This is a genomic window from Bradyrhizobium sp. CCBAU 53338, from assembly GCF_015291665.1.
Taxonomy (GTDB): domain Bacteria; phylum Pseudomonadota; class Alphaproteobacteria; order Rhizobiales; family Xanthobacteraceae; genus Bradyrhizobium.
In genome coordinates this window covers 3,197,338-3,219,622 of sequence record NZ_CP030048.1, presented here as the reverse complement: position 1 = coordinate 3,219,622, position 22,285 = coordinate 3,197,338, and the positions used below count along the sequence as shown (strand labels likewise).

The 22,285-nt window shown below is 57.1% G+C and carries 16 protein-coding genes and 2 pseudogenes; 4 read left to right on the top strand and 14 right to left on the bottom strand.

The genetic code is table 11. The annotated features are described in order from the left end of the window. Positions 1-51: 51 nt before the first annotated feature. Positions 52-733: pseudogene (locus XH90_RS39805) on the top strand (integrase core domain-containing protein); the annotation flags it as partial. A gap of 21 nt (positions 734-754) precedes the next feature. On the opposite strand, the gene XH90_RS14975 reads toward XH90_RS39805, so the two are convergent. Beyond that, the gene (locus XH90_RS14975; RefSeq protein WP_194482193.1) at positions 755-1,744 is read right to left on the bottom strand and encodes an AraC family transcriptional regulator; all 990 of its coding nucleotides are present in this window, start codon (positions 1,742-1,744) and stop codon (positions 755-757) included. 672 nt (positions 1,745-2,416) lie between these two features. Here XH90_RS14975 and XH90_RS14970 point away from each other — a divergent pair. After that, entirely contained in the window at positions 2,417-2,755 is a 339-nt protein-coding gene (locus XH90_RS14970) for a hypothetical protein (RefSeq protein ID WP_194482192.1), read from the top strand. Here the strand turns inward: XH90_RS14970 and XH90_RS14965 are convergent. The 3 genes from XH90_RS14965 to XH90_RS14955 form a co-directional block, all read right to left on the bottom strand. After that, on the bottom strand, positions 2,734-3,384 hold the full coding sequence (locus XH90_RS14965; protein WP_194482191.1) for an MSMEG_1061 family FMN-dependent PPOX-type flavoprotein: 651 nt from the start codon (positions 3,382-3,384) through the stop codon (positions 2,734-2,736). The genes XH90_RS14970 and XH90_RS14965 overlap by 22 nt on opposite strands. 1,135 nt (positions 3,385-4,519) lie before the next feature. Continuing rightward, entirely contained in the window at positions 4,520-5,305 is a 786-nt protein-coding gene (locus XH90_RS14960; protein ID WP_194482190.1) for an alpha/beta hydrolase, read from the bottom strand. A gap of 217 nt (positions 5,306-5,522) precedes the next feature. After that, a complete protein-coding gene (locus tag XH90_RS14955; protein ID WP_194482189.1) occupies positions 5,523-5,927 on the bottom strand; it encodes a hypothetical protein in 405 nt (134 codons plus the stop codon). 417 nt (positions 5,928-6,344) lie between these two features. On the opposite strand from XH90_RS14955, the pseudogene XH90_RS14950 reads away from it, so the two are divergent. Further along, positions 6,345-7,955, top strand: a pseudogene (locus XH90_RS14950) (phytoene desaturase family protein). Between the two features lie 278 nt (positions 7,956-8,233). Here XH90_RS14950 and XH90_RS14945 read toward each other — a convergent pair. The 8 genes from XH90_RS14945 to XH90_RS14905 all read right to left on the bottom strand — a co-directional run bounded on the left by XH90_RS14945 (position 8,234) and on the right by XH90_RS14905 (position 17,868). Then, positions 8,234-9,031: an SDR family oxidoreductase gene (locus XH90_RS14945; RefSeq protein ID WP_194482188.1), complete on the bottom strand. Its 798-nt coding sequence runs from the start codon at positions 9,029-9,031 to the stop codon at positions 8,234-8,236. Then, on the bottom strand, positions 9,028-9,630 hold the full coding sequence (locus tag XH90_RS14940) for a cysteine hydrolase family protein (RefSeq protein ID WP_194482187.1): 603 nt from the start codon (positions 9,628-9,630) through the stop codon (positions 9,028-9,030). Before XH90_RS14940 ends, XH90_RS14945 begins: the two co-directional genes overlap by 4 nt. Then, the gene (locus tag XH90_RS14935; RefSeq protein ID WP_194482186.1) at positions 9,630-10,163 is read right to left on the bottom strand and encodes an aromatic-ring-hydroxylating dioxygenase subunit beta; all 534 of its coding nucleotides are present in this window, start codon (positions 10,161-10,163) and stop codon (positions 9,630-9,632) included. The genes XH90_RS14940 and XH90_RS14935 overlap by 1 nt, the downstream gene beginning before the upstream one ends. A gap of 10 nt (positions 10,164-10,173) precedes the next feature. Then, positions 10,174-11,514, bottom strand: coding sequence for an aromatic ring-hydroxylating dioxygenase subunit alpha (locus tag XH90_RS14930; protein ID WP_194482185.1), 1,341 nt, complete (start codon positions 11,512-11,514; stop codon positions 10,174-10,176). 241 nt (positions 11,515-11,755) lie between these two features. Continuing rightward, complete coding sequence (locus tag XH90_RS14925; protein ID WP_194482184.1) at positions 11,756-13,006, bottom strand: NAD(P)/FAD-dependent oxidoreductase; 1,251 nt, start codon at positions 13,004-13,006, stop codon at positions 11,756-11,758. A gap of 896 nt (positions 13,007-13,902) precedes the next feature. Then, on the bottom strand, positions 13,903-15,381 hold the full coding sequence (locus XH90_RS14915; protein ID WP_194482183.1) for an aldehyde dehydrogenase family protein: 1,479 nt from the start codon (positions 15,379-15,381) through the stop codon (positions 13,903-13,905). Between the two features lie 375 nt (positions 15,382-15,756). After that, positions 15,757-16,422 (bottom strand): helix-turn-helix transcriptional regulator, encoded by a 666-nt coding sequence (locus XH90_RS14910; protein WP_194482182.1) that lies wholly within the window; start codon positions 16,420-16,422, stop codon positions 15,757-15,759. 417 nt (positions 16,423-16,839) lie between these two features. After that, positions 16,840-17,868 carry a nitronate monooxygenase family protein gene (locus XH90_RS14905; RefSeq protein WP_194482181.1) on the bottom strand — a complete coding sequence of 343 codons (1,029 nt, stop codon included), beginning with the start codon at positions 17,866-17,868 and terminating at the stop codon, positions 16,840-16,842. Between the two features lie 263 nt (positions 17,869-18,131). Between XH90_RS14905 and XH90_RS14900 the strand changes: the two genes are divergently transcribed. Next, positions 18,132-19,208, top strand: coding sequence for a helix-turn-helix domain-containing protein (locus XH90_RS14900; protein WP_246755876.1), 1,077 nt, complete (start codon positions 18,132-18,134; stop codon positions 19,206-19,208). A 63-nt stretch (positions 19,209-19,271) separates the two neighbouring features. Here XH90_RS14900 and XH90_RS14895 read toward each other — a convergent pair whose 3' ends face one another. Further along, positions 19,272-20,138, bottom strand: coding sequence for an NAD(P)H-binding protein (locus XH90_RS14895; protein ID WP_194482179.1), 867 nt, complete (start codon positions 20,136-20,138; stop codon positions 19,272-19,274). Positions 20,139-20,873: 735 nt separating this feature from the next. After that, entirely contained in the window at positions 20,874-22,082 is a 1,209-nt protein-coding gene (locus tag XH90_RS14890) for an FAD-dependent monooxygenase (protein WP_194482178.1), read from the bottom strand. Positions 22,083-22,285 lie beyond the last annotated feature (203 nt).

The following is a 22,285-nucleotide window of genomic DNA, read 5'->3' as shown; positions in this document are numbered from 1 at the left end:
TCGGCAAGGCGGCCTTCACCGGACGGATACGGCGAGCCGCCGGGGATCAATCGGATCTACCTGCTCTATCGCGAGGAAGGGCTTACCGTCCGCAAGCGGCGGGCTCGCCGCAAGGCCGTGGAGACCCGTGCCCCGATCCTGATCGAGGCGAGGCCCAACGCGCGCTGGTCACGGGATTTCGTCCACGACCAGTTCGCCAACGGCCGGCGCTTCCGCATTCTCAACATCGTCGACGACGTCACCAACGAATGCCTGGTCGCCATTCCGGACACATCGATCTCGGGGCGGCGCGTGGCCCGCGAACTGACGGCAATCGTCGAGCGACGCGGCAAGCCAGGAATGATCGTGTCCGACCATGGCACCGAGTTCACCTGCAACGCCATGCTCGCTTGGTGCAAGGGCACCCGTCATCGATTGGCACTTCATCGCACCGGGAAAACCGATGCAGAACGGCTTTGTCGAGAGTTTCAACGGCCGGATGCGCGATGAGTTTGCTCAACGAGACCCTATTCTTCGATCTCGATGACGCCCGCGCCAAGATCGCCAATTGGCTCCCGACTACAATCTCCAGTCACGCTTGTCGCTGACATAACTGACACCAGCGGCCTACGCCGCCCACCTCATCGCAACGGACGATCGGCTGCGCAACCCCGACCAGCTCCGCCGATCATCCGTTGCTCCACCCACGCCACTTGGCGTACAACACCCCGAGACTCTAACTCCCGCTGGATGACACTTCAGTAGTAGGTCACAATCAGGACGACAGGTCTGATAATGGGGGCGCTCTATTGCGCAGTGTCTCGCGCGGGCCGCAACCGAAGCGTATTCGGTATGCACGCGCAAACTTACTCATGTCGACGAATCCCGCACTGCGCGCGAAGTCGCACACTTTGGCTTTGCCGTTGGCGTGCTCTAGTCGCATCATGACTTGATCAAGTCTGTAGTTCCGCAAATAGGCCATCGGCGAAACACCCCGAAACTGCCGAAACCCAATCTGAAGTGTGCGCGCGCTCACACCAACGTCAGCTGCAATTTCATCCAAGGACAGCTGCCTGGATGAGTGCACCTTGATGTAGCTTTCAGCGCGTCGCACATACCACGGAACGGCTGCTGGCTTTCTTAGTCTTTCAAGTTGACTGGAGTAGTTATGTGGTTGTGTCCATATCAATGCGGTTAAGAAGGCTGTTTCCAGACACCGATGAAATGGAGCTCTGTCGCACTGGCTCTCCGAAACGGCAGCTTCGGCCAGTAACACATCGATCAAGCCTCGCAGCGGGCGAACCGCATCTGAGCCAAAATGCATCTCCATGTCGAAACGAAGTGGCTTGCGTAGGTCCGCTCCGGTCAAAGACCTAAGGTGTTGCTCGGCCTTGACGCGACCTATCTTGATAAGGAGCTTAGTGCAATCGGCACTCCAGATCGACGAGAACGCGGTGTCAGGTGACAAAATGCATCCGGTGCTCGCATTCCCTATAACTTTGGCTACGCCTAGACTCGTGACACTTTCGCCCGAGAGGGGCACCTCAATAAAGAAGAGGTCATCCCCCATACTCTCGGCCCGGACCTCTAGCTCCGTTCCATAGCTGAGATGATTAATTGATATCGCCCCAATTTGAGCGCGGGATAATCTTCCGTTGAAGGCGTGACGATCCTTGAGGATAAGTCGGTGCGCGCTCAAAGAGCGGGAGCTTATAGAGATCATTTCGTCAACGTCAGCTGTACGAAATACCTGCGCTCCAAACATCTGCATCCCCTTGGTTCATACCAATCAAAAAGTACGTGGAAAACAGAGATTGCTGCGAGAGCTCGACCTTATGCCGGAAGCCAAGTGCTTTTGTTGGAGGGTATTTGCCTCCGATACCGATGAAAGCGGCTGATCATGGGCTTTAGCGTCTCCATGAAGAGAAACTTGATGTCACGTCCAAAGATCGAAGACGTCGTCGATATCGGCAGCGCTCTCGAAATCAGCCACCCGCATCACCTACAACCTTGAGAGCATGCGTCTCCAGGCGTTGCACTTGAAAAGACCATCACGGAATGTGTGAATGCGGCGCGTTTTCAGTGACCCGCCTAGCAACGAGTCGACCCGCCACAGATAGACTCCATGCGCACTCCCTCTTCACTTTCGCGTTTCGCGAACTGCAACATTATTTTATACTTAAAGTATTTTCGATATAAGCAACTGTCAAGTGCTTTTCGGCCAGGTGAGCATCGCGATGCGTCGCAAAAAGCTCCTCCATCCGCGTTTGCGGTGCATCACCCCGCACAAACTGGTCCGACCAAATGATTTTAACGAAAATAGCGGGCGTTCGACCGTGTCCATCGGCGGCTGGAGCGCCCTAATTGACGGCGATTGCCAGGCACGAAGCGGCACGCACTCCAACGCAGAATGCCGACGCCTCGGGTCGGAACGCTCATGATCATGAAGGTTGCGGCTCGCCGCGAAGTGATAGCGCCCCGCCGCAGGCAGCGACAGCCCGTCGGTCGATCAAATGACCTCGATCACGATCAGGACCCGTTCTCTGATGTTGTCAGCTCGCTCAGCTGTGGCGCGTTGTACATCTCATCGATGCAACGCCGCTATCGCGGCATTCGTTCCGGAACCTTACACACCCTGATGGCTCAAATCGTCGAGCAATACGGTCGTGGGCGACTCCTTCTCGATCAAGAAGTCGCAGATCGCGACATCAGACCGAATATGTCCTTGGTCGTTTCATTCTTCTCAAAAGTCTCTCAGTATAGCGTCGCTTGGTAGATGACCGGTGTGAGCTCCTCCATCTGCTCGTAGCTGTAGGGCGCATCGACGCATATGTCTTTGGTGACGCGCGCAATGCTCGCCATTTCTCCCTTCGCTACTTGCGTTGATGGATCCCACAGCTGGGCGCGAATGACCGATTTCCCACAGTGCATGAAGGCTTCATAAACCTTGATGGTGACCACAGATTTTGGAGGTTTATCACGAAAACTCATGCGCTTGAGCAGATCGGGATCGGTTGAGATGCTTGCTAGGCCATCTACGCGCAAGGTTTCCAGGCGTCCCGGCACGAGGAAGATCAGCTGAACCTTTGGATTGACCGCGATGTTTTGCATCGAGATGATTTGATTATTCCCGGGCCTATCAGGAAACAGGATTGTATGTGCGTCGACGACCTCGACAAATCCGGGCTGATCGCCTTTCGGTGAAACCGACGGACGGCCCTGCAAGTCGCTTGTCGCAAGCAGGCAAAACGGACTGCGCCGGATGAAGTCAGCATAGTGCATGTGAAGATAGTCGATGTGGGCCATCAATCCCAGATCGAGGGGGGGGCCGTAACGCTCGCGCAATGCCGCACGCGGATCTTCTAGGTCGCTAGGACCAGAAACATGCTCCAACGCTTCTGTCATGAACGAGATTTCCATCCACCGCGCTAGGCGCTGCCGTTGCGTCCTATTCTCGATAAAAAAAAGGCTATCCAAGGCGAGGTAAGCCGTCAATCAGACGAAAAGGACGCTTTAGGCCACAAACGAATCAGATGCTCAGAAAGCGAATTGTCGTGGGGTGTGCGACCCGCTTTATCTGTGGACTTCATCGACCGACGAAGTATCGCGCGGTCGACGTTTTCCAAGTTTTTGCGAAGATGTAGTCTGTGAGTGCGGTTGAGCTTTGCAGCGCTATCTATCTCGAATATCCGAGACAACAGTAACCTTGGCCCCCTCGTCAGTTGAGCTACCGGCCAAATCATCAGCTAGGTTGCTCTCGAAGCGCCCACCTGAACCTTCGTCATGCCCCGCTCAACCTGTGCAGCGACGAGGTCCCGATGGCACGTTCGGATTGGCCATGAACCACATCGGCTTGTCCTCGTTTTGCTCAGCGGGATGATAACAAGCTCCCGTCGAGAGCTTCAGATCCTTAGACCAACCTGCACAGCGCCAGGACTCCCGCTAGCGCGCCAAGGCTTTTGCCAAGGGAGGCGAAGTTCAGTGAGCATCGATTCCGAGGAGATCATGGGACGGCCTCCGGCCCCTCTCACGATTACCTTGAGCTCACGATTACCTCGAGGAGCCTCTGCCCTTTTCCGCGAATAGGTTCTACGTGGCCGACGCCGCGAAATAACAATCGTCGGGCTTCGGCGGCGTGGCCGCGCAACTCGCCTCAGGACCAAATATCGCCAGGATGGTCGGAGCTGCATTGGCTGCCGCCGAACTCAGGAATGTTTCGAAAAGGCTGTGATGCCCGGTTTACCTTGGCTTGCCGGCAAAGTCCGCATGCGTGACGAAACTAAGTTACCCAAGCGCGATCTGCTATCCTGGCTTCGCCAAATTCAAGTGAATCGTGAGACCAATCGAAAATGGCCGCCGCAACGAGCGGCGGCCAAGTCTTGGGAGGAGCAGACTGCCGGTCTGCTAGCGGGACTTATGATCCGAGATCGAACAAGACGAGCTTTGATCGGAGGCCCTTAAGAGAGGTGCCGATATGCGGCAATCCCCGGTGCAGTTAGCAGCAGGGCCGTCTGGATGATTGATGGCTAGAAACCCTAGGTCAAAGTACCGATCGCTCCAGCCAATCGGCAACTATACCAGCCGTCTCCTGCCATCTGGGCTCAAGTAGTAAATTATGCCCACGCCCTCGAAAGTAGCGATAGTCGGCGCCGTAAAATTCCGCCAATGCCCGCCCAGTATTGGGGGGTGTTAACCCATCCAGTTCCGCCGCGAGGACCAGGACCGGACCCGATATGCGAGTTTTGTCGATGGATACCGTACAACGTGTCGCCTCAATCACCGCTTGCGGCGACTCAGCGCAGAGCAGAGGGTAATAATGCTCGGCTTCATTCTTTGTCAGCCCCTGAAAGAACATATGCAAGGAGTCCTCCAATGACGGGGGACCCCAGGGTTGGGCCATATCCACCGGTATCTCAATGTTCATACCGGCAACTTCCTTGGGTACCACTGACGCGGTCAGAACCAGAGCAGCAACTGGGTTCTGCTCAGCATACTTCTGAGATGCGAGCCCGCCCATGCTGTGGCCGATGACGATCGGCGGAGTGGCAAACCGGCTGGCCACATGGCCAATCTCCTCGGTTACATCGGCAATGCTACGCCGGACGAACCGTTCTCTCGGAAGGGAATCCGACCCATTATGACCGTACCAGTTGAGTGCGTGGCACTCCCAACCAGCATCTGCAAAGTATGGCAAGAACTTTTCCCACGACCAGCTTCCATGACATCCCCCATGGACAAACACAATCGGCGGCCGCTGGTCTGATTTAGCTGGCTCAGCCGTTTCAACGCGAACACCTTCGACTTTATATTCTTTGCTGCGACTCATTTCCGTACGCTCCTATGCTTAACTGTGTTGTCACAATCGCAATGCGCCAAAGCGCGCTGCATCTCGGTATTATGCCCCTCGAAATTGTCGTATTCCCCTATCCCTGAAACAGTTTGAGTCAACCGATTCAGCTGGGGCGGATGGCTCTAAGCCTTTCGAAGGACGCGAAGAACCTCGCCCGCGAGGTTCTTCGCACAGCGGACCCCAAACCACGCGATCAAGAGGCGTCTGCCATACGTCTTAAAGCCGGTGCAGAAGCGCCGATGTTTTTCCCGCTTGCGTCGATCGGATATTGGATATTGGGCTCGGCCTTCGTGATCAGCACAATTGTCTCGTTGACTGAGGTCTCGATGTGCACCTCGCCTGGCTCGACAAAATAGTAGTCCCCCTGCGCCGAGAACGCGTTTCTCTTCCTTGCTCTCCCACACCATCGAGCCAGATACGATAACACACTGACCCAGGTCTCATGTCGGTGAATATCCAGCCGGTGTTTGGCGGGCATTTTAACAAGAGAGACAGATACGCCTTCTCCATCATACCACATCTTGCAACGATCAATCGTGTGCCCCACTACTTTTTCCGTAATCCATCCCCGGTCCTTCACTTGCGTGAACTTGGCCATCTCATGCTCCCTGTGTGTATTCGTCTCGAACTACTGGCAGCGAGCATGCGTCAAGAACTCCGGTGCAAACGTGCCAACGGCGTCAGCCTCATCTATCTCCATTGCTCAATGCAAGTCCGTGCGAGCAAACGGCAACTTTTTGTGCGTATTTAGCCCAATTGCTGCGTGTGGGGGGCACGCGACAATATTGGCTATGTCCGGTGTTTCTATTTATCGTTCTGGTCTGGAGACGCGATCAAACGGAACGCGACGCAACCCTTGTCGGTTGAGCGAGGCGGAGACGTCATTCAGGAAAGAGAATCAGCAGCAAAGTTTTTGCAGATTTCGTCTCCGACCTTATCTCTGGAGCGGCCACAATTATCGACCTCACGGTTCCGCCTGGCCCGAGGGCGCGTCTTGAGGGCGCGAAGCGCCGCCATGAATATTTATTGTGGGGAGAAGCGCGTGGACTTTGACTATGTAATCGTCGGCAGTGGAATCAACGCGCTCGTGGCTGCCGCGATGTTGGGCAAGAAAGGCGGCGGTGCTCGAACGCAATCCGGAAATCGGGGGGTGTCTACGCACAGAAGAAATCACTTCTCCCGGCTTCATTCATGACGTGATGGCGACGACCTTGGTTCTCTTCCGTGTCTCACCGGCGCATGCTCTACTCGGAAAGGATCTTGAGGCACGTGGTTTGAAGTGGGCAGATTCCCCGGTACCAACAGGCGTATTGATGCCGGACGGTACCAGCGTGATCTTCGCCATGGATCGCAAGCGAAACGTCGCCACCTTCGAGGCGCTCGCGCCGGGGGACGGCACGACTTTTTCGCGCGAGATGGACGAATTGGGCGCCGACGCAGGGTTCCTGTTCGGCCTGTTGGGCGGTGAACTATGGTCACTTCGGACGGCGAGGCTGATCGCGCGAGAGGTCTGGCGGCGTGGTCTGCGCGGGCTCGCATCCTGGTTCGGTGAGGCGTTGACACCCGCGCGCAACTATCTGGAGAGTACCTACACATCAGCAGCTATTCGAGCTTTGTGGGCGCCGTGGGTGCTCCACACGGGGCTTGGACCCGAGGCTGCTTACTCTGCATCCATGGCAAAGGTCATCGCGTTTGCGACCGAGGCGGCGGGTTGCCCAATCGCGGTGGGGGGCGCGCGATCGCTGCTCACGGCTTTCGAGCGCCTGATAACTGATCAGGGCGGCACGATCCGCACCTCAGCCGAGGTCGACGCCGTACTGCCCGGACCGAAGCGGCGCGCCAGCGGCGTTCGTCTTGCGAGTGGCGAGATCTTGGCTGCACGCAAAGGCATTCTTTGCTCGGTCACTCCCCAACAGCTCTACGGACGCCTCTTGGCCGGCTGGAAGGAAATGCCTCATGAAGTGACTGAAGGGCTGCGGCGCTACCGCTTCGGCACTTCGGCAAAGGTAACATGCAGATCCACTACGCGTTGTCGGCGCCGCCGCACTGGAAGGGCGATCCAGAGCTCGGGAAAGTGGCTTTGCTTCACCTCACATCCGGCATCGATGGCGTTTCGCGCGCAGCGAACGAGGCAGAACGCGGGCTGCTACCTAGTGAGCCGACCATCTGTGTCGGACAGCCGACCGCTCTCGATCCGACACGGGCTCCCCCGGGTGAGGCGATACTCTGGCTACAGCTACCGGAGGCACCCTGCAAAGTGAAGGGAGATGCCGCAGGAATTCTGCAATCGCCGGAGGATGGCATCTGGACGGAAGCGCTGCGCGAGGCATATGCCGACCGAGTTGAGCGACGCTTGGCTACGCACATCGAGAATTTCGCAGAAATCAAGATCGCCCGCCGCGCATACTCTCCGACCGATCTAGAGAAATTGAATGTCAATTTGGTGGGCGGCGATCCTTACGGTGGCTTCTGCGGGATAGATCAATTTTTTATCTGGCGCCCATTTAAGACGAGCGTCAATCACCACACCCACATACGCGGCCTCTACCATATTGGCGCATCCGTCCACCCTGGTCCCGGCCTCGGCGGCGGCTCCGGCTACTTGGCCGCGTCGGCGTTGGACTAACCAAAGAACGGTCCATAAAAAACGGTTCTCGGGCGATGTCGTCCGCGAGCCCTAGGGGCACAACGCCCTACGGCAGAGCCTTGGGGACATCGGACCCAATTCCCTATCTTGCCACGATCCAAGATCGCGTTCCTAGCTTTGAAACGACAATTTTGCTGTAAGCCCTGGACCCCCGGATTTTACAGCAAGTGATCTCATCGGTGCTTGTCTGGAGTAAGGGCGAACGCTGATGGTTATCACCCCGCGCAGCTCTACAGACTACGCCTGATCTGAACAATTCACGGGACGATCGGGAGGCCGCTCATCCAAGGGCGCGGTCCGAGCCCTTGATCAGGGCCTACGCTCGTATAGCCACCATCGACCGCGATGTCGGTGCCAGTCATAAAGCTCGCAAGCTCCGAGCAGGCGAAGAGGACCGCATTCGCAACTTCATACCCCCGACCGATCCGCCCTAGAGGATGAAGAACTGCGCCCCGCTCGTCGGCCTTGTCGATCGACCCCGTCGAGGACTCGACGCTCGGAGACCATGTTACGGCCGGCGAGACCGAAAGCACTCGGATGTTCCGGGGCGACAAGGTGACGGCAAGGTTCTTGGTAATCTGCAGGATGGCTGCCTTCGAGGCCGGATATAACATGCGGTTGGCCGCGCCGGTCTTGCCCCCGATGCTACCGATATTTACGATGACCCCGCCCGCTTCGGGCATACGTTCTGCTACCTTCGCGCTGAGTATCGCCGGTCCAATCAGATTTACGTCCAACAAACGATGCCATTGCTCGCGAGTCGCCGCGAGCCCGGGGTCATCGTAAATGCAGGCGTTGTTGACGAGACCATCGATGGCCCCGAACAGGCCTATGACTTTCTCGACGCATACCTCAATATCCCGATCGGAAGAAAGATCGGCCTCAACGAAGCGTGCACGAGCTCCCAATGCCCGCTCCAACGCTTTACCCTTTTGGGCGCCCCGCCCCACGATAGCAACGCAGGCACCTGCCTCGATCAAGCGCTTCGCTATGTCGGCGCCGAGTCCCTGGGTCGCACCCGTAACGATCAGATTCTTGCCATCAAGACGTATCATTGGAATTTTGCCAGAACGAGATCACTGACGGTGGTAACGGATCCAATGAGGCCGATGTTGAACAGCGCTGCCTCGTGCACGTCGCGCCGCGATGCGGAACATGCGTCCTCAGCAACGATCACATCGTATCCGATATCCGCGGCATGCCGCGCCGTGTGCTCTACGCAAGAATTTGTGGCAACGCCCGACATAATAAGACGATCCGCTCCAATCTCGCGGAGCCGCATTTCAAGCGAAGACTCGTAGAAGCCATTCACTCTATTGTGCACCACGACGGTCTCGTTCGGTAACGGAGCAAGTTCCTCAAAGAATTCTGAGCCCCACTCGCCCTCAATGACTGCACCGAGCGCAACAACGTTGCGGAATATAGGCGCATTCTCGCGAAATGTGCCCGCGATAGCGGATCTTGCCGTGCGAACATGCACGATTGGCAGCCCCAATGCTCGAGCACCGCCCAGCAGGCGTCTGGCCGCATCGATGACCCCAGTTCGATTAGTCGCATCCTGACCAAACCCAAGCCGAATTTTGCCATCTGGATGAAGGATGTCGTTTTGATAATGCAGGGCGACCAGAGCCGTGCTCCGCAAGCTCGGTCCCATCAAATACACACCTCGAGCGCGTTGTGAATACCATCGCAGTTTATCAGGTCGACCCGCTTCTGCTGAATCCTCCATTGGTTGTCGACAAGTATGAGCGAGTGCGTATAGTGGCCCGCTTGCTGACGCAAGTCGCGTCGCGCGCGCCACTCAGTCAGTTGGAACGTCGAGCGCACCCTCAACTGACCCAGGCTTTTTGCCCCCGACAGGATCATGACGTTTCCAACGACGCGCGCAGTACGCGTCACGGGCAGCTGCGACCAGGCGTGGACATGCTCCAGCCGACGTCGCCTGACTTCGCGCATCATTCCATCCTCGTAGAACAGTGAGGCGTGATTGAGCGGGTCCAATTGGCCGTGGGTTAGTGGCACCCAGTAAGTGCCGTCATCTGTGAAGAGCGCTTCCCACCCTTCCCAGTCTCGGTCATCTAGAAGTGCGGCTTCGCGGTAGAGATACTGTTCGATCTCGTGCTGGAATTCCGGGGTCGTCTGTGTTGCGAGCGCCGACCCAGCGTCCTGTAGCTTAATCGCCTTCATCTTCGTGCACCTATTCCGCCGCCATCACGCGTCCGTTGGACGCCCTGCTCGTTGGTTGCTTCATGTACTTCTTCCAGGCGGCGAATTGGTTGCGCATGGGAAGTTCGGTTACGCCCTTGCCGATTATCTCGTGATCACCGCGGATATCCTTTCCGTAGTTGCGGTGCTGACTAATCCACTGGCCACCGTCAGAAAGCATGCCCTCCTGACAGCGACGGTAGAGGTCAACGTCGTCAACCATCACGACTGACGAAGGGGAGTTGACGATGTTGGTATAGTTGATTGTTCTCTGGAAGAACTCGTCCGTCGTGCCCGCCAGCCTGAAGGTGAAGAATTCGATCATGGTCCGGTTAACCGCCATCGGGCGGATAACGCGCATTTGCTGGAATCCGACATGAGGCGAACAGCTCGGATACAGCACGGTATTATGCCGGTTGATTTTCAAGATTTCCTCGGCGCGTTCCTTGCCATAAGCATCGCTCAACTGTTCCCGGTACTCGACCGAAATCCTGTCGCCGGGAGCGTTGAAAATGGCGTCGAAGTAGCTGTGGCCATAATCGTAGCAACGAAAATCGAGCGATTCCCAAAAGGCGTTCGGCTCGCCATTGCCCTCGATAATATGAAGCTGAAATGGAGATTTCCCACCGAAACGGCTGCTTGCCGTCTGCTTGGCGGCCGTCCACGACGACTCGTGTGTGGCGGGCGCGTGGGCCGTATCATTCATATTTTCTAGAAACAATTTCCAGTTGCTTTCTTGCCAGACGCGCTGGACCCCCCCCGCGACGATCACTCGTCCTTCGGGGGCACGATCGGCGAAGTTGTCGAGCGTGGTGATCGCGCCGCCCAAAAACGTCTTCAGGTTCGGACCTTCCTTGCTCAGGCTTGCGAACACGAACCCCCGATGGGATTCCACACGCGCAACCGACTGGATCGAGAAGTCCTCGCCTTTCGGGTCGAAACCGGTCCCGTCATACCAGCTCCGGTGCGGAACGCCCATCAGGGCTCCATCGAGCTTGAACGTCCAGGCGTGGTATGGGCAGCGGAAGATCGGCCCGGTATTGCCGCAGCCTTCAGCAACGACCTTGGCGCCCTTGTGCGGACATCGGTTGTGCAGCACGTGGACATTTCCCGCCTTGTCGCGCACCATGATTACAGGGTCCCTGCCGACTACGGTCGTCCAATAGTCCCCTGCATTGGGGACCTGGCTCTCATGCCCCACATAGATCCATGCACGTCCGAAGATTCGGTCCATCTCAATCTCGAAGATCTCGGGATCGGTGTAGACATCCCGATGAACGTGATCCGGATAAACCAGCCTATCAATTCGCGATTCGAACGTGTCTTTCTGCATGGGGGGATTCCTTTTGATCAGGGTAATGATGAGGTCTCGTCTAGGCGAGACGCTTCTTGCCTATCGAAATCAATGCCGCGAACGAGCCTTTTCAGATCCTCCTTGGTGCTTTTGAGACGTCGGACCGGTCCGCCATTAAGTGAACTGCACTGATGTCGTTGAGCGCAACTTTTTGACCCGGGTCGCTCCGCCGTTTGGAGGCCATTGAAAATACGACTGAGTGACCCATGACTTCTGGTCTCTAGGGTATGTCGCGCAAGGCGACATTCGTATCAGAGAGTATCTCGGCGGCTGCAAGCAGCCCGCGCTCGACCAGACGCCTGCCCTGCACAAAATCCTTGGTCGCATTGACGCAGTCCAAGGCAATGATTCGACTCTTCTTGAGATAGATCACCGAGAAGGAGCGCGATGCCGGGTTTCCGCGGACCACCTCCGCGTCGTACCCCATCGATAGACCAATTGTCTGAAGTCGCAAGTCATACTGGTTCGACCAGAACCATGGCACGGCGCGATAGGGGTTCGGCTCTCCCACGATAGACTTTGCCGCCGTCATTGCCATGTCGTTGGCGTTCTGCACTGATTCCAGCCGGATTTCGTCTCCATCCGCAAATGTGCTCGTATGGAGCGCGCAGTCCCCGACGGCATATATGTCAGGAAGTGTCGTGCGGCAGCACTCGTCTACGACGACACCGTTGCCGTAGCGAGCACCCGCGGAGATCAGCGCGTCGATGGACGGGGTAATGCCGATCCCGACAATGACCATCTGACAATCCAGCGCCTCGCCTGAGGCCAGGCAAACCCCAGCCACACGCCCCTGCTCGCCCTCTATCCGCTGCACGTCGACGCCGAGTTTGATTTTAACGCCATGCGCTCGGTGTTCGGCCTCGTAAAAGCGCGAAATCGTCGGCCCCGCCACACGCGCAAGTACACGATCCTGCGCCTCTAAGACGGTGACGTCCTTGCCCAGCTTCGACAGAACAGCGGCGGTCTCGAGGCCGATGTAGCCGCCGCCGATCACGACAACCTTCTCGACCCCGTCTCGGTGTGAAAGGATCGCGTCTACATTGGCCCGCGTACGCACGACGTGGACGCCCTTCAATTCTCCCCCATGACAAGGCAGACGTCGCGCGCGACCTCCTGCCGCCCAGATCAGCGCTCCGTATGCGATCACGCTGCCGTCGTCGGCAATCACCTTCTTGTCGGCGGGATCGACCATGTCAACCTCACGACCCAGCAGCATGTCCACCCCGTGATCCTGCCAGAATCGCGAGGGGCGCAGCAGGATCTGTTCGAACTGCTTCTCCCGCGACAGATAGTCTTTCGAAAGCGGCGGTCGCTCGTAGGGGAGGTCCGGCTCGTCGCCGACAATCGCGATCGTGCCGACGAATTTGTGTTGCCGGAGCGCGATCGCTGCTTGGGCACCCGCATGGCCCGCTCCGACGACGACGACGTCGTACCGTTTCGTGAAATCCTCGCGCGTCAGAGCCTTCATCTTAATCTTCTGGAGCCACTGTAAGCCTAAGACCATCGAGATCGTCGCAGCATCTGAGCTGACAGGCCAGCCGCGATGCTTCTGTCCGGTGCTGAGAACCGTCCAAGAGCTCCCTCTCATCAACGCTCATTGGCGGAAGCCGATCAACAAACGATGGATCGACGTAGACGTGGCAGGTGGCGCAAGAACAGCAGCCACCACAGACAGCCAAGATCTGCTCCACTCCGCTGTCGCGGATGACTTCCATGACACTACGATTGCCCAACCCCTCGCCAGAGAGCTCGTGCTCGCCACCCGAACGATCGATTACTACCAAGCTCCGCATTGCCGACTGCTTTCCCTGCTCCAAAAACACCCAAGCGATGTGATTGCGCTTTTCCTTCACCGACGTCGCAAAGCAAAGCCGGAACTTCCGCGTCCCGCGACGCGTATAACTGCACTGACCGACCCTCTCGCCGGCACGGCACATCGTGGAAACGTTAGCTGAGCTTAACCCTGCATGACAATCGAACGCGCTCCGAGCACTGCCCTAAAAGCGAATGGTATAAGCCAACGACGAACCGTTTAGCTTTCCCTCCGATAGGCTCTCAGCTAGGCCCAAGGACGCCGCCCGTATCCCGGCGCCAAAGGACTTTCCGATGGCTACTCAATGCTCGCATCTTCATTGCGATGATAGTGACCATCGCAACCCCACTCACTGAGGTCATCGTCTGGAAGCTCGCGGGCAATCCAACGCCGAGAGCAGTCGTTCGATCACAATCTTGCCTTAGCGAGGCGCCATTTTGCATGGTTGGCTCATGCGAACTCCTGGAGACGGATGACTTAGGAATTCGATACCTCTTTTTCCAATGCACTCTTGATCTTTTAGATCGTTTGGAAATTCGCAGCGAATGCCGTTACAGCAGCGTCGTAACGACCTTCTCATGTGTCACGTCATCGAGGCCTGCTGCACCGTTCTCCCGCCCGTAACCGGACGCTTTCACTCCGCCCCACGGCAGTCGCGCATCGATCAACCCAAAGCCGTTAATCCACACTGCGCCGGTCCGAATCCCACGGGCCAGAAGGTTTGCTGCCCGTAGATCACGGCTGAATATTCCGGCATTCAGTCCATATTCGGTCGCATTCGCGATTTGGAGCGCTTCCTCGTTCGAATCGAATGGAATCAAAACCCCAACCGGGCCGAATATCTCTTCGCGCGCAACACGCATATCATTATGCCCCTTGAAGATAGTTGGCTGCACAAAGTAGCCGTCGCGTTTGACGCGCTCACCGCCTGCAATGAGCTTCGCGCCTTCGCTGCGCCCGGTGTTTATATAGCCGAGCACTCGATCGAGGGACCGCTGTGTAGTTAGTGGGCCCATGGTGGTGGCTGCGTCCAGTGGATCGCCAAGAACCTGCTGCTTGGCAACCGTACCGAGTGCCTCGGCGACCGCGTCCAGGCGCGACCGATGAACCAGAATGCGTGTTCCGGCGGCGCAGATTTGTCCTTGGTTAGCGAAAAGACCCATGGCTAGAAACGGAATCGCTGCGTCGAGATCGGCATCTCCAAGCACGATCATTGGCGCTTTGCCGCCCAGTTCCAGAGTAATCGGCTTGAGCAGCTCGGCAGCTTCCTTTGCCAGGAGTCGGCCAACGGCTCCCCCGCCGGTATAACTGACTTTCGCGACGAGGGGATGCCGCAGCAGCGCCATGCCCGCGACGGGCCCATAACCGGAAACGACGTTGAACACGCCATTGGGAACTCCAGCTTCGGCGAACAGCTTGGCGATATACAAAGACGTGAGGGGTGCCTCTTCAGCCGGCTTTAGCACCACGGTATTGCCTGCCGCGAGAGCAGCGGCGCATTTCCAGCCGATATACATTGTCGGCGCATTGTACGCACCGATGCTTCCAACCACGCCGAGCGGTTCGCGGATTGTGTATGACAGGGTCGGCCGCCCAAAAGCGCCGGCCGTGGGTATACTGCGTCCCTCGAGCTTGTCCGCCCAACCCGCGTAATAGCGAAGCGTATCAATGGTGTTCGGCAGATCAACATTCGCGGCCATTCCAACCGGCTTACCGTTGTCCGTCGCCTCCATTGCCGCAATGAGATTCAGATCGCGCTCGATAAGATCGGCTACGCGAAACATCAACTTGCCGCGATCTGCGCCGCTTAGGCGGCGCCATGCGCCTTCTTCGAATTGGCGATGAGCGGCCTGAACGGCGGCATCTATATCACTAGCGTCGCCAGCTGCAACGCTGGCCATTTTCGTGCCCGTCGTCGGATTGATGACGTCTAGAACCTCGCCTTTGGATGCTTCACGAAAGGCACCGTCAATGTATAGATTGGGTTGAAGAGCATCCTGGAGCGATACTGGCGTAACATGCAAGCTCATTTTCAAAGACTCCCTGGAGACTCGCGACGTAAGCCGCGGGTGGCACGGCGCCAGCTCTATAAGTCTAGGAAGCAGATCTGCGAACCTTCGCCAATAGTGAAGGTTCACTAAGGATATTGGATTAACGGTGACACGGGCGAGCCAATGAGCCTCTATCGCTCCACCCCTCCCCTTTGTAATCAAGCGGAAGCTGGGTGGTGAACAGCTCCAAGAGCTGGCACCAAACGCTTAAGAAAAATGCGGTCTTAACAGCCTCGGGTCGGCGGGATCTTCGTCACAAACAAAGCTCGCTTTCAGCCCGTCGAAAATTTGGACCTCCTCACCGATCCCGCCCGTAAATGAAGAGCTGGGCGTGAACCCGCGAGCCGGACCAGGTCAGCAATTCAGGTCAAGCGCGCGTATCATCTCAATCTGATTGTGAGCACCGAGTTTCGCGCGGATCGACCGAAGCTGATTGTCAACTGTATTGGGAGATTTTTCCAAAACCTTCGCAATGGATTTATAGCTGAGCCCTCGAGCGGCCAGCTCCGCCACGGCCCGTTCAGCGGCCGTGAGCGTGACATTCAATCCACTAGGGTGCTCCAAGCTTTCGGCAACGAGCGGCGACAGAACGCTTGCGACAAAGAGGTCGAAGTATGCAATGTCCCTAGAACCCCAGAGCTGAGGGTCTTCCGTCTGGTCAACGCAGACTATGCCAAAAGGCCGATCTGCAACCTGCAAGCGGCGCGCTATCTTGACGCGGATTCTGAGTTCCTCAATGGAGCTTTTCAATCGGCGGGAAATTGGATCATGCGCGGTATCGATTTGAACTGCGCGACCGGATTGCCACACGATCTGAAGGCCAGGCTCTCGATTTGGCAGCGAGTAACCCGATATTTCCGGCACACTGCAATCCAACCGGTGTCGCGCCGCGCACGGTTGATAGATGAGATCGGACGGCGATCCAAATCCGATGTCCGCCCTAGTCGCATTGAAGCGGTCGATTAGATGAGCCAGCGCGATCTGCTGCATTTCATATGGCTGCTCGATGTAAAGCAACATATGGGCGCAGCAATCAAGCATCGAAGTTGGAAGATCGTCTCGCCGAACGTCTAAATAGTTTCGTCGAAGCCACTCTAATCTTTGCTTAGAAACAGCTCCAATCAAGGCGCCCTCACTATACGCAATTTATCGCAGGCAAATCGCACGGAAGAGAGCGAGAAGCCGCGAACCGCTGCGTCGATCACGCGTTCGACCACCGAGCTGCTGCCGATTTGGTGGACACCAAGTTAAGTCAATTCGATCATGCGCCCGCACTCAATCGGCCGCAGATAGCCGATGGTCGCGCGCCGGCGGGCCGTGCTGTAAATCGTGCGATGTAGTAGCAACCTGGGCTCGCGCCTCATCTCTGGTCTCGTAGGTTTTGGCGTCGGTTGCGACATTGTCGGTTAACGTTGCAATCCCAAGCGCATGCCCTGACTATCTCGACCTCGGGCTGAGATTGGCAATGATATCGCAAGCGTCGCGCATCATCGTCTCGATAACCACGGCGGCCGGTTCGATCCCTTTGATGACGCCAACACCTTGCCCGCTGCATAGGGGCATCTGCTCTATGTCGGCGACGGCGGACGCCAGCGGAACGAAGCTGCTGAAGCGGTGCATAACGATACGTTGACCAGCCATCGTCATCTCGCCGACGACCGGCTGTGACTCGCCATCACTTGGAACGGCATTCTCGCGATGAGCCCACTCGCCCACTATCTTGTTGACAACGACACGCATCGGGTTGAACCCACCCATCTGCCTGCCCCAAAGGCTGGTCAACGTCGTTTCGGTACCGCAGGCGCGCGTCAAGCGCTCCTTGTACTCAGCGGAGACGTCCGCTTCCGTCGTCGCTACCATTCTCGTGCCAACCCAGACACCATCAGCACCCAAGGCCAACGCTGCGGCTACACCGCGCCCGTCGGCGATACCTCCCGCGGCAAGCACGAGCGCCGGAGCAACCGCGTCAACGATCGCCGGAACAAGTACGAATGTCGGAAGGCTGCCATAGTTGTGTCCACCAGCCTCAGTCCCTTGCGCGACTATCAGATCGATGCCGTCACCCACGGCACGGCGAGCATCGTCAACCGAACCAACCTGCTCCCAAATCTTGCACCCGGCTCGATGTAGGCGTTCGATCCATTGTCGACGAGGGTGTCCCCAGTGAAAGGAGACGATCGCAGGTCGCAGCTCCTCGCAAAGCGCCATGTGACTCTCATCGGTCAAAAGTGTAATGAAGTTGAGGTTCAAAGGTGCATCTACCGCCGCGCGAATTGCCGCGACGTGCTGAGCTACCACCGGGGCCGGAAGCGGGCCAACGCCGTACGCACCAATACCTCCAGCTTGACCGACTGCGATGGGGAGTGCCGGGCTTGAACCAGCGAAGGCCATTCCGGCGCAAGCAAATGGATAACGTACTCCGTATTCACGAGTGAATTTCGTTTCGATTGTGTGTTGAGCGGCCATGGGGTCCCCCTTGGGAAAGTGGGCCAGCTGATTGAGCGGAAGTAGCCAGCTGAAGGGTTTGCAATGCTTTCCAGATGGTCGCGACTATTCTCCGATGCGGGCGGATCGAAGTTCACCTACAGAGGATTGGATATCGCACGAAGGCCGTCTCAAACGTTGCATTGCAGCAAAAGCTCCGCCTGGAGATGGCCACGCCGCGCTGCAACCCCTGGGTGAGCCCCGAAGGAAAGCGAACAACATTCGTCGACTCCAGATTGAAGTTGATGTTACTGTCGTCACAGGGAGGAGAAGCCGTGCCCCGTGACGAGCTTCAATACTATCCGGCGCCAAATACGCCGGCTTGGACGACAGTGCTTGATTCTTTGGCACTGCGCGCAAGTGCGCATCGGCAAGATCCTTCGGCTCCGTTTGCTGGCGCTACGCACAGCGCGGATGCTGACGTTGATGCGTGGCAACAACGACTTCGCAAGACTTTTTGCGATTTGGAAATCGAACCCTTTAGTGCGAGCAGCTTTTCGGCGCGCCTGAGCACTTTGGACAGAGGCGAACTGAAAGTCTCTTTTCTCCTTGCACCGGGTCAGTCTGCCACTCGTTCGATGATGGGTATTCGCAAAGCGCCCGTCGAGACATTTTTTCTAAATATTCACCTACACGCAAATGGCTTCGTGGAACATCGGGACGGCGTCTCACAAATTAATGCAGGCGAGGCCGTGTTGATTGACGCAATGCAACCGTACAGGATCAACTATCGTGATCCGTTCCGCGCTGCATGTATCCAATTTCCACAGAGCTGGCTTAGAGAACGTGGCGAAAGCAACCTCGACTCTTCGATAGCTAGACGGTTGCCGCGAGATACCGGCGCGCCTCGTGTGCTGGCTGCGGCCGTAGAGACGCTGATTGAGTCTAATGTACCAGGATCGAAAGACGACATCTCGGTTGAACTGTTCCTAGACGTGCTTTCCACTAGTCTTAAAGGGGCCGAATGTGGCAACGGTCCACTGGCTGCCGGAGTTGCCATGCGCGCGGGACTGCTGCGTCGTTACTTGGCGCAGACCTATCGAGAGGAATGCCTAACACCGGCGATCGCGGCGACAGCCTTGGGTTGGTCAGTTCGCAACTTGCACAAGATATGCCAGGATAGCGGAACAAGCTTCGGCAAGATGTTGCTCAATATGAGATTGGCGGCTTCCGCCCAGAAGCTCGTGTCAGCAAAGCAAGGTCAGCAGCAGATTTCAGAACTTGCGCTCGAATGCGGCTTTCGCGATATCTCTCATTTCTGTCGTGCATTTAAACAGCGTTACGGCTTGAGCCCGAGCCGATACGCGCTGTATCACCGGTGATCGCCGAACTCCGGATGCGGGCTCAAGAGCGTTGGGTTGCCAGCGACGGCCGAGCAAATTCGACTATCTGAATTGGTCAATCGTCTCATCGAGATACGCGTCCAAACCGAGCGGGGGTCGACCGATCAGATCGCGCAAGTCGGTCATCACACTCGCTTCGTCGCCCGCAGCGCACGCCTTAGCAACTCCGGAAATGAGGCTGGCATGGCTCCACGGCATCCGGCCAAACGTAAACAGCATTACCTTGAACAATACATGAGGCGGGTTGACGTGACGGATCCTGCGCCCGAGCCTTTCACTGAGCGCCGCGCACACCTGCCCCAAAGTCCAGGCTTCCGGCCCGGTAAGGATGAAGGTTCTCCGCGAAAGTGACAGGTCGAGCAAGACGCGCGCGGCAGCGACGCCAATGTCTCTGACATCGACAAAGGCGACGGCCCCACCATGCGTTGGAAGCGGAAAGACATTTTGCTTCCGGACGGGATCGCGGAACAGTGCGAGAGACTGGAGGAAGAACGTCGGCTGCAGGATTACCCAATTTAAACCTGATGCTTTGAGATGATCCTCGACGGCACCATGAGCAACGCCGACGCTAACCCGCGGTGTCAGACTCGCGGTGATTGCCGATATTTTGACAATGCGAGGCATCGTCGCGTCCTTTGCCCACTCGATCAAGCGAATCTCCCGCTCGGCATTCCCGGGGTCGTCGCCCGTGGCGAGCACAACGTCCGTGACGCCGTCCAAGGCTCGGACCACTTCTTCGCGATCTTCGAAATCGCCCTTTCTAACATCTACGATTGAACCCGCGAATTTTTGTACAGCTTCGGGACGACGCGCGAGCACCCGAATGGGAGTCGAGCCAATGCCGCCCTCCAAGAGTGAGCTGAGGATACGTGTCCCGACCTGGCCCGTTGCTCCTAAGATGAGGATCATCGAAGCTTTCTCCGAAGCTGCGCGGTAAATGTTGCCCGACGCTGACCAAGCGAATGCCAATGATCGCTCGGTGCTCGCGCGGCTTCATGTTAGCCGGACGGGATTTGCGGTAAAGAGAGCGCGCCTTCGCTACCATCACCCGGTGGTACCGTCCGAGTTGGCAAATCGCATTAGCGACGTTCGGCGCGATCTTTACGAATTCTCAGTGGCTTAGCTGTTGCCATAGCGCTATACCGCCTGGCAGTTCGGGCGCAACGAACTCCTAAATCCGGAGCGAGATCTGCAGCGCCAATCAATTTTCTATGCGCTTCCAGCAAACAGATTTCTAAGGAAGAAATATGAGATCGGCGTCAACAAGGGGATAGACGCCATCAACGGCAACTCTTTCCAAGGGGACGCGCCAAGAGCCCTGAAGTCAAATCAACGTCTAATCGCAGACATCATGGATCAACACATTCTGTCCTTATGGTGCTGAGGAAGCGACGAGCGTTCGGAAGCCACTTCGCAAATTGCACATCCATAGGCGTCACACGCCGCAACGCGGCGGCGGACCTGAAGTTTAGCAGGCACGACTGGAAGGTCCTGATTGAACGCGGCCTGGTGGAGGTTTTCGCAACCGTCGGACATGATGTCTGCGTGCCTCCCAGGCGGGATCATCGTCCCCGGTTCTCCCGAGGGCTTCGCACGCATAGCGTAACCGATCCGTTTCTGCGCGTGTTAAACTGCGAGCCCTCCTCAGAGAGGATGATCCTCGGACGCATTAGAGCGTGGTCGCGGCAGACTTACAACATTCGACGGCTTGTCAGTAACTGAGTGCTGTGAGCCATGCCACGAACGGCTGTTCGTGGAGGAAGGTTGATCTGCAGCGGGAGCCATCGAACGACGGAGCCCTTTGGGAAAGCATTCATCCTCATACATGAGAAGAGCGTGGCGGGGATGTTCCGCACTAGCTAGCTTATCGGCAAGACACCGCGCTCCTAATATCGCCCGAGACGCGCCATTGGAGATGGCAGGATAGGTTGAATGTGCTGCATCTCCGACCAAAGTCACACGACCGCACGACCACCGAAGCAGTGGCACCCGTTCGTACAGCGGATACTCCCTCACTTCACGGGTCGCTTGGATTAGGGCCGATGTGTCGCAATAAGGAATGCTGAAGCGCCGCGCATAAGGCATGATGTCGTCCAGGCATCCGTGGCGCGCTGGACCTGGCTCCTGCCGTTCTTCCCTAGCTTGTCCGATGTCGGCAAGCACGCTCCAGTTCGTCAAGCACTGATTTTGCAGTGGACCTTTGGCAATCGGATATACCTGCAGCTTGCACGCGGACGCCGCAGCGATGAACATCGAACGTCCTGTCAGAAACATCGGCCAATTGTGCATCCCGCGCCAGACTACTCTTCCAGTAAAGCGGCGCCCCGTATTATGTGGAAACAGTAGAGCACGAACCGATGAATGATGCCCGTCTGCACCAATTAAAATGTCGCCCCTTGCTGTCCTGCAGTACGATCCCTGCTCGTCGAAGAAATAGGCTCTAACGCCTCCTTCGTCCTGGGTAAAGGACTTAAGTTGATGTCCAAAATAGATGCGCGAGGATCCTAACCGAGCTAATGCGGCGGTGCTGAGCATCTTCTGCAGACGTCCTAGAGACAGCGAAAACTGAGGATATTCGAAGCGCGCATCGGCGCCAGGGGCCTTCCTCCGAAGCTCCCGGCCCAACGCGTCGGCATACACCGACTCGTAAATTCGTAGGGCCTCGTTATCCAATTGATCCAACAAACCAAGCTGCACCAATTCTCGTCCGGCGCGCGGAAGCAAATGGATTCCAACATCTGGTCCGGCATGATCCATTGCCTGGTCGTAGAGCTCACACTCGATGCCGCGTTGGCGAAGCATTAGTGCGATTGTAAGGCCGCCGATCCCGCAGCCTACGATGAGCGCCCTCATCCAACCGCTTCCCACCGACTATGATAATTTCGCGACGAGCTCGATGCTTCGGCCCGGCAGACTGTAGGGTGCCTCGTATCTGTTCGAAAGTATCCGTTGGCCAGAGATCCTTCTTCGATCATGACGCCCGCTGGTAAAAACGATCCGCTCGTAGGAAACGAACATGTGCGGCCACTGCGCCACCAGCTCCGGCTACCTTCGCC